The sequence below is a fragment of the Prochlorococcus sp. MIT 0801 genome (genome assembly GCF_000757865.1).
Taxonomy (GTDB): domain Bacteria; phylum Cyanobacteriota; class Cyanobacteriia; order PCC-6307; family Cyanobiaceae; genus Prochlorococcus_B.
Map to the genome: position 1 here is coordinate 1,212,813 of NZ_CP007754.1, position 14,113 is coordinate 1,226,925.

The 14,113-nt window shown below is 35.8% G+C and carries 15 protein-coding genes and 1 tRNA gene; 6 read left to right on the top strand and 10 right to left on the bottom strand.

Going from position 1 to position 14,113, the window contains the following annotated elements; genetic code table 11:
* Positions 1-141: 141 nt before the first annotated feature.
* The 6 genes from EW15_RS06650 to EW15_RS06675 all read right to left on the bottom strand — a co-directional run bounded on the left by EW15_RS06650 (position 142) and on the right by EW15_RS06675 (position 3,623).
* The gene (locus EW15_RS06650) at positions 142-1,668 is read right to left on the bottom strand and encodes a SulP family inorganic anion transporter (RefSeq protein WP_038655330.1); all 1,527 of its coding nucleotides are present in this window, start codon (positions 1,666-1,668) and stop codon (positions 142-144) included.
* A gap of 104 nt (positions 1,669-1,772) precedes the next feature.
* Positions 1,773-1,952, bottom strand: a complete 180-nt coding sequence (locus EW15_RS06655; RefSeq protein ID WP_225866541.1) for a hypothetical protein — start codon at positions 1,950-1,952, stop codon at positions 1,773-1,775.
* Positions 1,953-2,067: 115 nt separating this feature from the next.
* On the bottom strand, positions 2,068-2,364 hold the full coding sequence (locus tag EW15_RS06660) for a DUF3303 domain-containing protein (RefSeq protein ID WP_038653425.1): 297 nt from the start codon (positions 2,362-2,364) through the stop codon (positions 2,068-2,070).
* A gap of 37 nt (positions 2,365-2,401) precedes the next feature.
* Positions 2,402-2,725, bottom strand: a complete 324-nt coding sequence (locus EW15_RS06665; RefSeq protein ID WP_038653428.1) for a hypothetical protein — start codon at positions 2,723-2,725, stop codon at positions 2,402-2,404.
* Between the two features lie 436 nt (positions 2,726-3,161).
* Positions 3,162-3,470, bottom strand: a complete 309-nt coding sequence (locus EW15_RS06670; protein ID WP_225866542.1) for a hypothetical protein — start codon at positions 3,468-3,470, stop codon at positions 3,162-3,164.
* A gap of 81 nt (positions 3,471-3,551) precedes the next feature.
* Positions 3,552-3,623: transfer RNA gene (locus tag EW15_RS06675), tRNA-Lys, on the bottom strand.
* A gap of 210 nt (positions 3,624-3,833) precedes the next feature.
* On the opposite strand from EW15_RS06675, the gene trmFO reads away from it, so the two are divergent.
* Together trmFO and crtH are read left to right on the top strand one after the other, a co-directional pair.
* Complete coding sequence (trmFO, locus tag EW15_RS06680) at positions 3,834-5,237, top strand: FADH(2)-oxidizing methylenetetrahydrofolate--tRNA-(uracil(54)-C(5))-methyltransferase TrmFO (protein WP_038653433.1); 1,404 nt, start codon at positions 3,834-3,836, stop codon at positions 5,235-5,237.
* Positions 5,238-5,252: 15 nt separating this feature from the next.
* The gene (gene crtH, locus EW15_RS06685) at positions 5,253-6,815 is read left to right on the top strand and encodes a carotenoid isomerase (RefSeq protein WP_038653436.1); all 1,563 of its coding nucleotides are present in this window, start codon (positions 5,253-5,255) and stop codon (positions 6,813-6,815) included.
* A gap of 21 nt (positions 6,816-6,836) precedes the next feature.
* Here crtH and EW15_RS06690 read toward each other — a convergent pair whose 3' ends face one another.
* The gene (locus EW15_RS06690) at positions 6,837-7,601 is read right to left on the bottom strand and encodes a response regulator transcription factor (RefSeq protein WP_197049668.1); all 765 of its coding nucleotides are present in this window, start codon (positions 7,599-7,601) and stop codon (positions 6,837-6,839) included.
* A gap of 88 nt (positions 7,602-7,689) precedes the next feature.
* Here EW15_RS06690 and EW15_RS06695 point away from each other — a divergent pair, with 88 nt between their 5' ends.
* Positions 7,690-7,959 (top strand): DUF6761 family protein, encoded by a 270-nt coding sequence (locus EW15_RS06695; protein ID WP_038653439.1) that lies wholly within the window; start codon positions 7,690-7,692, stop codon positions 7,957-7,959.
* Between the two features lie 18 nt (positions 7,960-7,977).
* Here the strand turns inward: EW15_RS06695 and grxD are convergent, their stop codons facing one another.
* The 3 genes from grxD to EW15_RS06710 all read right to left on the bottom strand — a co-directional run bounded on the left by grxD (position 7,978) and on the right by EW15_RS06710 (position 9,302).
* Positions 7,978-8,301, bottom strand: a complete 324-nt coding sequence (gene grxD / locus EW15_RS06700; RefSeq protein WP_038653442.1) for a Grx4 family monothiol glutaredoxin — start codon at positions 8,299-8,301, stop codon at positions 7,978-7,980.
* A 10-nt stretch (positions 8,302-8,311) separates the two neighbouring features.
* Positions 8,312-8,542, bottom strand: a complete 231-nt coding sequence (locus EW15_RS06705; protein WP_038653445.1) for a BolA family protein — start codon at positions 8,540-8,542, stop codon at positions 8,312-8,314.
* A 79-nt stretch (positions 8,543-8,621) separates the two neighbouring features.
* Positions 8,622-9,302 carry a 1-acyl-sn-glycerol-3-phosphate acyltransferase gene (locus EW15_RS06710; RefSeq protein ID WP_038655336.1) on the bottom strand — a complete coding sequence of 227 codons (681 nt, stop codon included), beginning with the start codon at positions 9,300-9,302 and terminating at the stop codon, positions 8,622-8,624.
* Positions 9,303-9,440: 138 nt separating this feature from the next.
* On the opposite strand from EW15_RS06710, the gene EW15_RS06715 reads away from it, so the two are divergent.
* The 3 genes from EW15_RS06715 to EW15_RS06725 are packed head-to-tail and all read left to right on the top strand — an operon-like array spanning position 9,441 to position 14,055.
* Positions 9,441-10,172, top strand: coding sequence for a pyridoxine 5'-phosphate synthase (locus tag EW15_RS06715; protein ID WP_038653448.1), 732 nt, complete (start codon positions 9,441-9,443; stop codon positions 10,170-10,172).
* A gap of 33 nt (positions 10,173-10,205) precedes the next feature.
* Positions 10,206-13,499, top strand: coding sequence for an exodeoxyribonuclease V subunit gamma (locus EW15_RS06720; protein WP_038653451.1), 3,294 nt, complete (start codon positions 10,206-10,208; stop codon positions 13,497-13,499).
* A gap of 1 nt (position 13,500) precedes the next feature.
* Positions 13,501-14,055, top strand: a complete 555-nt coding sequence (locus EW15_RS06725) for an isoprenylcysteine carboxylmethyltransferase family protein (protein WP_038653454.1) — start codon at positions 13,501-13,503, stop codon at positions 14,053-14,055.
* Positions 14,056-14,113: the final 58 nt, after the last annotated feature.

Genomic DNA, 14,113 nt, shown 5'->3' on the forward strand with positions numbered 1-14,113 from the left:
CAGCTCTGACTTATAAATTATTAATAAATTAATTTACAAAGTTTAATTAAATGGAAATGAATCCTTATAAGCCTTTGATACAAGCTTTTAAAAAAATCTACAAAAACTTCAAGTAATAGATCAGGAAAATTTAATGTGCAGTTAATGTGCCGATTTAAATTCCCCACCTCTTCCCCCAGCTTCTGATGCTTGTCCTATTCGAGAAAATAAATTCAAGCTTTCATCATTTAAATTAATAACTTCAACCTCAGACCCCCCTAATTTTATTCTTCTAATTACTTGGTCAAGAACCGTAACGCCGCTTTGATCCCAAATATGGGCTTCTGCCATATCTATTGTAATTTTTTTAGGATGTTCATGTAGTTCAAAACCTTGTCTAAAGTAAATGCTACTAACAAAAAATAATTGGCCTGAAACTTTATAAATCCTGTGATCTGCACCATTCAAAGAAGACTCAACCTTAATAACTTTTGCGACCTTTCTACTAAATAATATTGCTGCAAGTCCAACACCGGAAAGAAGACCAAGAGCTAAATTATGTGTAATAACAGTTACGAATACAGTCAATATCATAACTGAACTATCGCTTCGAGGAATTCGGCGAATATCTTTAATTGATATCCAATTAGCAGTATTTATAGCAATCATTATCATAACCCCAACCAATGTTGCCATTGGTATTTGATTTACCCAATCCTTAGCCGCAAGAATCATCGCTATTAAACAAACGCCAGAGCTTAATGTTGAAAGACGAGTTCTTCCCCCATAACCCACATTCATAACCGATTGTCCAACCAAGGCGCATCCAGCCATCCCTCCAAAAAGCGAACTAACAATATTTCCCATACCTTGCCCTCTAGCCTCAACATTTTTATTAGTACTTTTATCAGTCATATCATCAAGAATATCTTGAGTCAGGAATGTCTCCATAAGGCCAACCAAAGAAATTGCTAGTGCTGTTGGAAGTATCAAACCAAGTGTTTCAAAATTAAATGGAACTTTTGGAATACCAAAGCTAGGCAATCCATTTGGGAGAATTCCTAAATTCGATACAGTTGGAACATTTAATTTAAATAAAATTGAAATCGCTGTACAAATAAAAATCGCGACCAATGCAGATGGCAAAAGCTTAGTAAATTTAGGTAGCAAATAGATAATTAACAATGTAAGTATGGTCAAGCCCCAAACAGCAGGTACTTGGACTGCAGCAACAACTTTCTCAGAATGTGCTAGGTCGATTCCTAAATGAGGCAATTGAGCAAGGAAGATCAATATTGCTAAACCATTTACAAAGCCATCCATAACCGGTTGAGGTACAAATCTCATCTGATGAGCAAGCCTTAAATACCCCCAAGCAATCTGAAGAACTCCCGTAAGCAATCCAGCAGCCAAAAGATATTGCAGACCAAGGCCAGGGCTAATATTTTCACCCTGTTGAACAATCCCGGTCATCAAAAGAGCAGTTGAACCAGTCACTGAGGTAATCATGGCCATTCTGCCCCCAAAAATTGCAAGGGTGACAGAAAGCAAAAAAGCACCAAACAGCCCAACTCTTGGATCAACGCCTGCAATACCAGAAAAAGCTATCGCCTCTGGGATCATTGCGAATGCAACAACAAGACCAGCAATAACATCGCGGGAAGGAGAGACGATTCTCTCCTTTACCATTAAATTTTTCAATTTCAAAACTACGCTTCTACCATCCTGCCTTATTAGACATGCTTATTCATATTAGTAAGAAGATCTTCTTACTAATATGAATAAATAAATGATTAATCAGACTCCTCTTTCCTTTCAATAAATGAATCCATCAATTTTTTGTATTCATTCTCTCTTGAGCTTTTTGCAAAGCCGACAATAAAAACGATAGATGAAACTACTATCAAAGCTAGTATTGTTGGATTGAGACCCATTTCACTAGCAGTCAAAGCAAAGAATAAATGAGTTATCATTAAATGCAAAGATACTTTTAAAAAGACTAAGTTGAATAGGACAATCTTGAAAGATTTTTAGACAGAAGTTTATTTTTTATATAAATTAAATCTAAGAATAAAAACATAATTATATCTATTTTTCTTTTATTAAACTGACAAACTCTTCAGTAGTTAAAGCAGGCTTATACTCCCAAATCATTCCAAATTTATCTCTCCAGGATCCAAAAACCTTAAATAAAATTGATGCACTTGAAGCTCTGCAAATGATTACTCCTGTTCCGTCTTGTGGCGTGTGTGCCCAAGTAATTCTCTCATAGCCATCAATAAGATCTTCAGATTTTCCACTTTCAACATAATCTACAAATGCTTCCGATGAATAATTTTGATCCTCAGAAGATTCGAATTTCCAAGTAACTATATACAGCTGCATTTTTTATTTTTCGTAGGACTTTTATTCTATCTGAAAATTATTTTTTATCTCTAAAACCAGGTTCAAACTGCCTTCGTGCTGCCTGTGTTCTAAGTATTAACTGCCTTCCGGAACTAGAAAGAGTAAACCTCAAAGCTTTTCCAGACTTAAACATTGCCTCTCCAATTGCCCTCGTTCTTGATAATTCAATTTGGTAGGCCCTTGCAACGGCTCTCTCTGCATCAACATTTGCCAACTTTGCCTGTTGGGCCAAACGTTTAGTTTTTGATTTTGGAATAACTGAGAGTTCGCTTTCAGGTTCTGCCCACCTCCATAACCAATTAGAATTGGATCTTGTGATCGAAGAAGATTTCTTAACCATACCCCCATTCCCATAAAACGAAGAGGCATTTGATGCCTCACATAGACCCTAACCGCTACAGGCAAGAAAAAAGGATTGAAATTGCAAAAAAAAAATGAAAGTTAAAAAAGTGCTTGATAATCAAAACAAATTTCTTATTTTAAAAATAAATTATCATCTAACTACAATCATCAGAAAAATGTTGAAATCTAAAAAATAAAGTTCTTAAAAAATTAAAAAAAATAGAGATATAAATAAAATTTTTATCCTTCTTTCCTAATCAAAATTTAAAGGGTAAATCCATTAAAGCCCAAAAATACAAAGATAAATTAATTGCAATTGCAGCTCCTACTGTAAGTTTTTTCATACAAAAGTAAATTACTATATTTATAATTCAGCAACAAACTTAATTTTGAGAAAGTATTTATATTCTCATCAACACATTAGTCCTTAATCTTTATAGGTTTTCAGGCAGGAAAAGTAGTCCTGACCTGCAATCATCAAGAAGTTCTCTGATTTTAACTAATTTCGATTCAAGTACTTGGTTGGCCTTTACAGAGATCCAAATAGGTTGTATTAATTCATTTTTGGGTCCAAGTCTAACGCGAGCTCCAAACCAGGTTGCATGTGAAGGGATTGAGGCTCTGCATAGTATTTCATTAATTGTTAAATCAACCTTTCTCTCGACAAGCCAATCTTCAACAAAGATCAAATTAGTAAACTTATTCAACCCAGCATTTACTGATGTAGTAATACAGGAAATCAAGAGCGCTCGAAATAAATAGTTCTTCAAAAACCCAGAAGTGCTTATCACCACAGCTTATATAGCAATAGTCTTAAAAAAAAATGGGTCGCCTGAGATTCGAACTCAGGACCAGCCGGTTAAAAGCCGGATGCTCTACCACTGAGCTAGCGACCCCTATCAGACCAATATTAATAGTCCAATATGAAAAATATCACGTTGGCGAAGCATTAATGACCTTAATGTTCCTTTTTGAGGACTATAAAACAATATTAAAGATATTTTTTTCCTTCCTCATTGATTTTTTAGATATTTCTGAAGTCTTAATAAATAGCTGAGGGACATGAGAATACTATTTAATTAAGCTTGTATAAAAAAAACCACAGTTTGAAAGAATATCCATCGGTAACGGTAATAGGCGCTGGTCTGGCAGGGTCAGAGGCAGCATGGCAAATAGCAAGCGCAGGAATAAATGTAACTCTCTTCGAAATGCGCCCAAAAAAGAAATCCCCAGCTCACCACTCATCAGAATTTGCAGAATTAGTTTGCAGTAATAGCTTTGGAGCGCTTAGTAGCGACAGAGCCGCAGGGCTTCTACAAGAAGAGTTAAGAACATTAAAGTCAATTGTTATCAACAAGGCTGATAAACACTCTGTTCCTGCAGGAGGGGCGCTTGCAGTCGATAGGAGTCAATTCAGTCTTTCCATAACAAATGAACTGTCTTCTCATCCCCTAATAACAATCATTAGAGATGAGTGTCCTTTTCTACCGAAGGCCCACCAAATAACAGTTTTAGCCACAGGTCCTTTAACAAGCGAGTTACTTGCAGAAGACATCAAAGAATTTACAGGTAAAAAAGAATGTCATTTTTTTGATGCTGCTAGTCCAATAATTACTGGGGAAAGTATTGATTTTTCAACAGCATTTCGGGCAAGTAGATACGACAAAGGCGATGCTGATTACGTTAATTGTCCGTTGAATGAAGATTCATATTTAAAGTTTCACTCTGAATTAATCAAAGCTGAACAAGCTGAATTAAAGAATTTTGAAAAAGAATCTGCTCAATTTTTTGAAGGTTGCCTTCCTATAGAGCAACTTGCAAAAAGGGGAATAGAGACTATGCGTTATGGGCCGTTAAAGCCGATAGGGCTTTGGGATCCAAGATGGGGTGATGTCAACGACAAAAGTGTCCGGAGGCTTAGGAGAGCCCATGCGGTCGTGCAACTAAGACAAGAAGACAAGTCTGGTCAATTATGGAATCTCGTTGGATTTCAAACAAATTTAAAATGGGGCGAGCAAAAACGTATATTCAGGATGATTCCTGGCTTATCAAAAGCAGAGTTTATTCGTTTTGGAGTTATGCATAGAAATACTTTCCTTGAATCTCCAAAGCTCATAGAACCAACGCTTCAGTTCATAAATAGAAAAACTTTGTTTGCTGCTGGACAACTCACTGGCACAGAAGGTTATGCTGCGGCTATTGCGGGAGGTTGGTTAGCTGGAACCAATGCAGCATTATTAGCAAAGGGATTAGATACGATTACTTTGCCATCGTCTACAATGATTGGAGCATTGACAAATTTTATAAGCAACAGTCAAGCAAGTTTACGAGTAAAAAATAAAAAAAACTTTCAACCAATGCCGGCTAATTTCGGATTACTGCCTGAACTCCATAACAGAGTTCACGACAAACGCGAAAGGTATAAAGAATACCGAGACAGAGCATTGAATCAAATAAAAAAGGTACGCGAAACTTTATTGGATAAAAGCTCTTACCCCACGACCATTTAAATTTTTTTGAACATCATGACTCAATTATCAAATAAAACTAAAGATGCTTGCAACTGGGATTCGATAGTTATTGGTTCCGGTCTTGGTGGATTAGTAACTGCAAGTCAACTAGCAAGCAAAGGTGCAAAAGTTCTTGTGCTGGAACAGTATAAAATTCCTGGTGGAAGTGGGGGATCATTTAAAAGAAAAGGCTTTACTTTTGATGTTGGAGCATCAATGATCTTTGGATTTGGTGATAAAGGATACACAAATTTACTAACGCGAGCTCTTAAAGATGTTGGACAAGAATGTGAAACGATTCCTGACCCAACACAATTGGCATATCATCTACCCAATCAATTAGAAATTTCAGTTGATAGAGATTATCAGAAATTCATTACTAAGCTAATAAATTTATTTCCCCATGAAGAGAAAGGAATAAAACATTTTTACGAAAAATGTTGGGATGTCTTTAATTGTCTAGATTCAATGCCTTTACTTTCAATAGAGGATCCTGCATATCTAATGAAAGTTTTTTTTAAATCACCTTTATCTTGTCTTGGACTGGCTAGATGGTTGCCAGTAAATGCCGGCGATGTTGCTAGGCGATATATCAAAGATCCCGATCTATTGAAATTTATTGATATTGAATGTTTCTGCTGGTCAGTTATGCCTGCCGACTTGACTCCTATGATAAATGCTGGAATGGTCTTTTCTGATAGACATTACGGAGGTATTAACTATCCCAAAGGAGGTGTAGGAATTATTGCAGAAAAGCTAGTGAAGGGAATTAAAAATCTGGGGGGAGAAATTAGATATAAATCAAGAGTAAAAAAAATAATTTTTGATAAAGAAAATGCCATAGGTGTTTCCCTTGAAAATAATGAAGAAATTTTTAGTAAAACAGTGGTTTCTAATGCAACAAGATGGGATACATTTGGTGGTCAGGGGATTAAGAATCCACTTGTAGAAACAGAGAGAAAACCAACGTTTGAGAAAAAATGGGAAAACAGATACAGACCCTCCCCTTCATTCTTATCTCTACACTTGGGAGTAAATGAAGACTCTATACCTGCTAACACCCATTGCCATCATCTACTTCTCGACAAATGGGAAGAAATGGAGAAAGAACAGGGAGTTACTTTCGTATCAATACCAACTCTCTTAGATCCCGCATTGGCACCTTCAGGTAGCCATATAGTTCATGCTTTTACTCCTTCTTCAATGGATAACTGGGATGGATTAAGCAATAAAGAATATCTTGCAAAGAAAAAAGAAGATGGGGATAAACTTATTTCAAAGTTAGAGAATTTATTTCCTAACCTAAGTCAAAATATCCTTCACAAAGAGATAGGAAGCCCAAGAACACATAAAAGATTCCTTTCAAGAAACAAAGGAAGTTATGGACCAATTCCAGCAATAAGATTGCCTGGACTTCTACCCATGCCATTTAACACTACAAAGATTAATGGGCTTTATTGTGTTGGAGATTCGTGCTTCCCCGGTCAAGGTTTAAATGCTGTGGCTTTCAGCGGATATGCCTGTGCTCACAAAATCGGCACAAAGCTTGGGATTAACAAATGGGAGCTTCCAGAATAACTACAAAAAAAATGCTTTAAATCATGAAGGCAAGTTATCAAGGCTAAACCTATAACCCTGCTGGCGAACAGTTGTAATTCCTCCACCATCACCAAGCCCTGCTTGTTCCAGTTTTCTTCTAAGCGTCAAAACCTGTGTATCAACTGAACGAGGACCGCCACTAAATGGTGGCCAGGCCATTCGAAGCAGCTCATGGCGGCTCCTTACCATGCCAGGTGGCATCAACAAGGCGCACAATAAAGCAAATTCCCTTGGACTTAGTTCTACAGGTTTCTCTCGCAAGGTGACCTGCCTGAGAAGGAGATGAACTTCAAGAGGACCAACCGCGACACGTTCCTGTAAACCAATTCTTCCCCTTTTAAGTAAAGTCCTACACCTAGCAGCTAATTCTTCTAAGCCAAAAGGTTTCCTTAAAACATCATCAGCTCCATCATCTAAAAGTCCAACAACGGGTTCAACTCCTGTTCTTGCAGTCAGAACAATCACTGAACATCCCAGTTGTTGTGCAAGTCGAAGCGCTGAGCTTTTTTCTAATAGCTCAGCACTAACTAATAAATCAGGTGATTGGTCTCGACAAAGATCAACTGCCTCCTCAGCAGAACCCACTGCTGCGGCCAGCTGTCCATCTTGCCTGAGCCTCTGAACCAAAACAGTTCTGAGAGTTGGATGTGGTTCTACAACAAGCACCTTGGAGGGTGATTGTGTGGCTCCTTGATTAGGAGAAGAACCTGAGGAGGATCCTTGGATTTGCTCAGTAGCAAGCTGATCTGCAGGTATTAATGTCACAACTTAGAAAAGTAGACCCTTAGACTGGAGAAGATAATAAAGCAAACTGTTCGCTCACTATCAAGATTAGTACTTGTCTTAGCAAACCATGACATCTTTTGATTCTCCAGAGGCAATAAAACACTTCCAATCAATTTGTGATGCCTGTCAAGAGTTAACAAGTCGATACTACGGTCCATCTGAGTTGAGGATCTATGCAGATGGATATTTACATTCTCTCAGGAATTGCAAGAGATTAGACTCTAGGGATCAAGAGAAGTTAGAAGCATTAATTGATAGATGGATTATGGATCCTTCAAGCTTTATTGGTCCTGATGGTGATATGAATAATCTCTTTTTTCAAAAAGAACCTGGATAAAAAGCAAAAAGTCACAAGTTATGAAGCTAGTGCAATTTCTAACTTTTCTTTCAATTCTCCAGAGTTGTACATGCTTATCAATATATCTGAACCACCCATAAATTCTCCTTTTAAATAAACTTGGGGTATGGTCGGCCAATTTGAATATTCTTTTATACCCTCACGAATTTCCATATCTGAAAGCACATCAAACGTTTCAAAGCTCATTCCCAATGAATTTAAAATTTGAACAACATTGTTAGAAAAACCACATTGTGGCATTAACTTATTGCCTTTCATAAAAACAAATATTGGTTTTGACTTGATTAAGCATTCAATCTTTGAGCGAGTGTTAGGATCCATGATGGAAAAATTAATTAGGTGTTGAGGTTTTCAAGGCCAATGCATGAATTGTTTCGGTTTTCAATTCATTTTTTAACGAACCATAAACAAGTTGATGTTGCTGTACAAGAGATAAACCGGAGAATTTTGCAGATACTACATTGACTTCAAGGTGATCACCTCCTCCCATATCTTTAACATCAATTTGAGCATCAGGAAGTGATTGCTTTATTAGGAGAGTAACTTCTTTGGCTGTAATCATTTGCAAATAAGAAATTTAAAGTGAATTTAGAGGGATAAATTAAATGTGAGGGCTAAGGATTTAACTAAGCAAAATCATATTATCTTCTACCAACAGCTAACAAAGCCGATTGTTCAGCACTTCTCATACTTTTGGAAAGTTCAAGATTGAAGTCATTTGTAGATTGCTTAAAATCCCTCGAAATAATTATTGGTTTAGAGAAACAAATTGATGCAGATCCATAAAACTTTGGGATAACATCGCTGTAGGCCAAACCTACTGGAACAACTTTAATTTCCAACCCTTTGTTAGAGGCTAGTTGAGCTAAACGAATCAGGCCTTTTTTCAGTTTCACAGGCTCGCTAAATCGATTTATCTTTCCTTCTGGGAATACAACTAATTGCTGACTTGAAATCAACAAATCCACTGCATACCTAAGAGTAGTTAAAGAAGGTCTTCCTTGATCAATTGGAAAACAACCCAACCTGTTTAAGAACCAACCTTGTAAACCTCTCATTTCTGATCTGGTGACCATGTATCTACAATCTCTATTTGTAATCCTTCTCCCAGCAGCCATAGTCAACATCAAAGCATCCCATCTAGATCTATGAGTGGGAGCAAGTACAACAGAACCACTTAAAGGTAAATTTTCTCCACCCATAACTATTCTTCTTCGAAAAAAATTGTTCAACGCAAAATCTTGGGTAGCAAACATCGCTAATCGACTCCAGAAAGGGTCAACCCCGAGGCATATTTTTTTTTCTCTATGAAGAAGGGGCAAAAAATCCCTCTTTATCAAACTATGTAATGAAGTTAACTCCGAAAGCTTTATTATTAACGGTCGGACTGGGCAGTTACTCCAGCGGCTAAACCTTATTTTGCTTTTGATGAATACAATCAAAGTACATTTTAAATACCTATGGCAAGTCTTGGCGTAAACATTGATCACATAGCAAATGTCCGAGAAGCTCGTAAGACATTTGAACCTGACCCAGTAAAAATGGTTCTTTTAGCGGAATTAGGTGGTGCTGACGGTATAACAGTTCATTTAAGAGAAGATAGAAGGCATATTCAAGATAGAGATCTAAATCTTCTAAAAGAGACTGTGCATACTCGACTAAATCTTGAAATGGCTGCGACTGAAGAAATGACTTCAATAGCACTGAATCTCAAGCCAGATATGGTTACGTTAGTTCCTGAAAAAAGGGAAGAGGTCACGACAGAGGGAGGACTCGATGTCACTAAAAACAAAAGCAAATTAAAGGAAATAATTCAACGTCTTTCAGATGCGGATATTCCGGTTAGTCTTTTTGTTGATCCAGTCCAAGCTCAATTAGAAAATTGTGCTGAAGTTAAGGCCGCATGGATTGAACTGCATACAGGTAAATATGCAATCACAAAAAACCAGGCAAGAAATCTAGAATTATCTATTCTTAAAGAGAGCACAGCTAAAGCAAAATCATATGGTTTGAGAGTAAACGCAGGGCATGGATTGACATATCAAAACGTTGAACCGATTGCAGCTATTGAAGGGATTGAAGAATTAAATATTGGACATACAATTATATCTAGAGCCCTTTCAGTAGGTCTATCTCAGGCAGTAAAAGAAATGAAAAGCCTAATTATCAATCCGAGAAAAGACAACTTCTAACTTTGAAAATATCTGCAAATCGCATTTGGACTCTTGCTAACAATTTATCGAAGTAATAAAGCTGAATGGTTAGCAGAGTTGCTAGGACAGGAACTTCGATTAAATCCTCCTGAAATAACTGAAGAAGTTAACATTATCGTAAATACATGGCCATCAAGCAGATGGCTAAGTGAAAGACTTTCAATAATTAATAATATCAATGCATTAGTTAAGTACCCATTCCCTGGTACATATTTAAAAAGGTTAGTAAAGAGAATTATTGGTATTGATCCAAATGAAAAAGATCCATGGGAAAAGAATAATCTTGTTTGGAATATTCTAGAATTATTGCCAGAATTAATGAAAGAAGAAGAAGCAGAGATAATTCAATCATGGCTAGAAAAAAGCGATAAAGAAAATGATAATATTAATCTTAATTCATGGGATCTAGCAAATAATATTGCAGAGATATTTGACGATTACATACTTTATAGACCAGAAATTATAAAGCAATGGTTAAGCAAGAAAGCAAAGAAAGATTTTCGAGAATTTAGTGTTGATAAAAATATCCATTGGCAAGAAATATTATTTAATTTATTATATAAAAAGATAAAAAAAGATCCTTTTTGCATCCAAGTCGAAAAAGCTATTAAACGTTTGAAGAAAGATGATATTTCTAAATTAGATTATCCCAAAAATCTATACATCTATGGAATCAGCAGTCTGGCACCATTGCAAATAGATTTAATTCAAGCATTTTCAAAAGTAATCAATATAAAAATTTATCTAATTTCCCCTTGCAATGATCTTTGGCAAAGATGTGAAGCAAGAAGACTGCAGTTTAGAAACACATGGAATACTCCACCTGACAAGCAATGGTTACTAGAATCTCCAAGACTTGAAGCCTTCCTTGGGAGGATGGGGGCTGAATTTCAACAGTTGCTAGAGGGGAGTGGTGAATATCAATTGGGGAATAGAAATGAGGAAGATATTTTTTCTCTTACAGCAGATATCGCCACTAACAAAGGGAACAAACCAAATTTATTAGAACAACTACAACAAGAATTATTATCAACAAAAAGTGAAAGTATTTTAACCAAAGAAAAATCTGACAAATCACTACTTTTCCTTAAATCTCCAGGGAAGTATCGGCAAGTGGAATTAATACGGGACCATATATTACAGCTCATCGCCAATAACAAAGAACTTCAACCCAGAGACATCCTAATAATGACACCACAGGTGGATAGTTATGCACCAATAATTGCCTCAGTGTTTAACAATATCGATCATAATACTACTCAGCTACCTTGGGTAATAACAGATAGAAGTCAAGAAGATAAAGTAGGTTTAATACATTTTGTATTAGATCTGTTAGAGATTTCGGCCTCTCGTCTAACCGCTTCAATTTTTGAAAACTTATTAACGAATCCAGCACTCCAAACACAACAGAATATAAGTATTGAAGAGGTGAGTGAGATAATCAAAAGTCTTCAATCCGCTGGCTTTACTTGGGGACTTGATTCTTCAGAAAGATTTGGGGAAGAAACTCATAGTCTCTGTTGGTGTCTAGAAAGATTTCTACTTGGTCTTGTTTTACCAAACAATCCAGTTAATGGAATAAGCAATATCTCCCCTTATTCCGCGAATATTTCAAGTACAGAGTTTATAAAAGCATGGGGGATACTTTCAAAACTCTGCAATTATATCGATGCGATTCGCAGTAATCGTTCATGTAAAGAATGGATAAAACTTATAACATCGCTGGTTAAGGATTTATTCGGGGATGGTGGGGAATGGGCATGGGAAGAGCAACAACTACTAACTATTGTTAATAGTTGGCATCTCATAACAGATGATTGTGAATTAGAAATTGATTGTTTAGTAGTCAAAGACATTATTACCAAAGCATTAAGTTCTACGAATGGCAAGTTTGGTCATAGGACAGGCAAGATTACGATCAGCGCCTTAGAACCAATGAGAGCAATCCCTCATCAAGTCATCATCGTTATGGGACTGGAAAGTAGAACTTTTCCAAGAATAGATAATAGAAGGAGTTTTAATCTCTTAGAAAGAAAAAGAGAACTTGGAGACCCTAACCAATATGACAAAGACCGCTATTCATTATTAGAAGCTTTAATCTCAACTCGTCAAAATCTTTTACTTTCTTGGAATTCCAAAGATGAAAAGACAGGAGAAGATCTTGAACCTCCAAGTCCTATTCAACAATGGCTGAATTACTTAAAAATCAAATTAGGAGCCAACACCTATCAAGATATTCTCATTGAGCCACCAGCAAATCCTCTTGATCATTTCAACTTTATAAAAACCGAAAATTCACAAATCATGAGTTCTGACATGAAGAATCTAGAAGCTAGAAAATGGCTTGAAAAAGCGATTCCGACTAAAGATATCTCACTAGCATTACCGATAAAATGGAACGGAATAAACGAAAGTGAATCAAAATCTTTTTCCTTCGAGGAAACCAAAGAATGGTTACTAAATCCACAAATAACATGGTTGAAAGAGAATGAAATCCAATCTAAAGAATTTGTCAATCTTATTGAAGATAATGATTCACTTGAGCTTTCAGAGTTAGAAAAATATAAGCTGCTGAAATATCGACTAGAGAATAGTGATCTCAGCAAAATTAACAACACAAAAAACAATTCAAACTACTGGGAAGAAAACTTTTCTGGCAAAGGTGTTTTTCCTCCAAAAGGCTCTGGATTAATAGAAGAAGATATTCTTGAAGAGCGATGGAATAATTTAATATCCGCAATATACGCTACCGGTGAAATCACGAAAAGAAGTATTGAGATGCAAGAGTTAGAAGGTGAATTTTACTTTAGCGGGAAGAATTTAATACAGATTGAAATTGGAATTTTAAAATATAAAACTCTTATGAAAGGGTGGCTAAATCATTTATATTTATCTGCAAATAGTTCTTTTAATTCCAAAACTCTGATAATATCTAAAAAAATAGATTATAGTAAAAAAATAAATTTTGAAATAAGCAAGGAAATATTACCAATCAATACCCAAGAAGCAACTAAAACACTAAGAGAGATCCACCTATTAGCAGCCGCAGGAAGAAAAAGTTGTTGGCCCATACCACCTGAAAGTGGCCTGGCATATGCCCTTGCTATGAACGAAAAGAATAAGAATGAGGAAGATTTATTTCAAAAGGAATGGGAAGGTGATTTATATAGGAATGGAGAAAGAGAATCACTATCAATGGAACTTTGCTTTGGGAAAGAATGCAAAGCCTCTACTTTTCTAGACGTTAAATCATTTAACGATATATTAATGAGTCTCTATGAACCACTACTGAAAAACATCTACTAAAATGAGGCTAAACAAAAACTTTAAGAAAATTATAACTGTCTTATCAAGATGGGGATTTAGCAAGCAAGGACTATTAAATAATTCAAAAGGGGAGTGGTATTTATTTTCTCAAATACTACTAATACTCCTCCATTTTATAGTTCCCTACCCAAAAATAGAGTATACAGAATTTGCAATAAATATTTTTATTAAAATTATTGGATTAGCAATTTCAATTCAAGGTCTAATCATTGTTATCAACGCATTCCTAGATTTAGGAGAAAATCTTACACCGCTTCCTTATCCAATGAATGAATCGATTCTGATAAAAAATAAATCATACAAAAATGTTAGACATCCCCTTTATAAGGGATTATTATTTATTTCATTAGGAATATGTATTTTTTTATTGAGTCTAATACATCTATGTTTGCTCATATCATTAGCTTACATCTTAAAAATAAAAGCTTTAAAGGAAGAAGAAAGACTGAAAATTAAATTCCCTGAATACAAAGAATATATCAAAGAAGTACCAGCTATTATCGAAAAAATAAAATATTTAGATTGGAGGTCTTGAAATGATAATTATAAGTAATTTAAAACATCAGCATCAAGGTGAAAAGAAGAGAGAACTA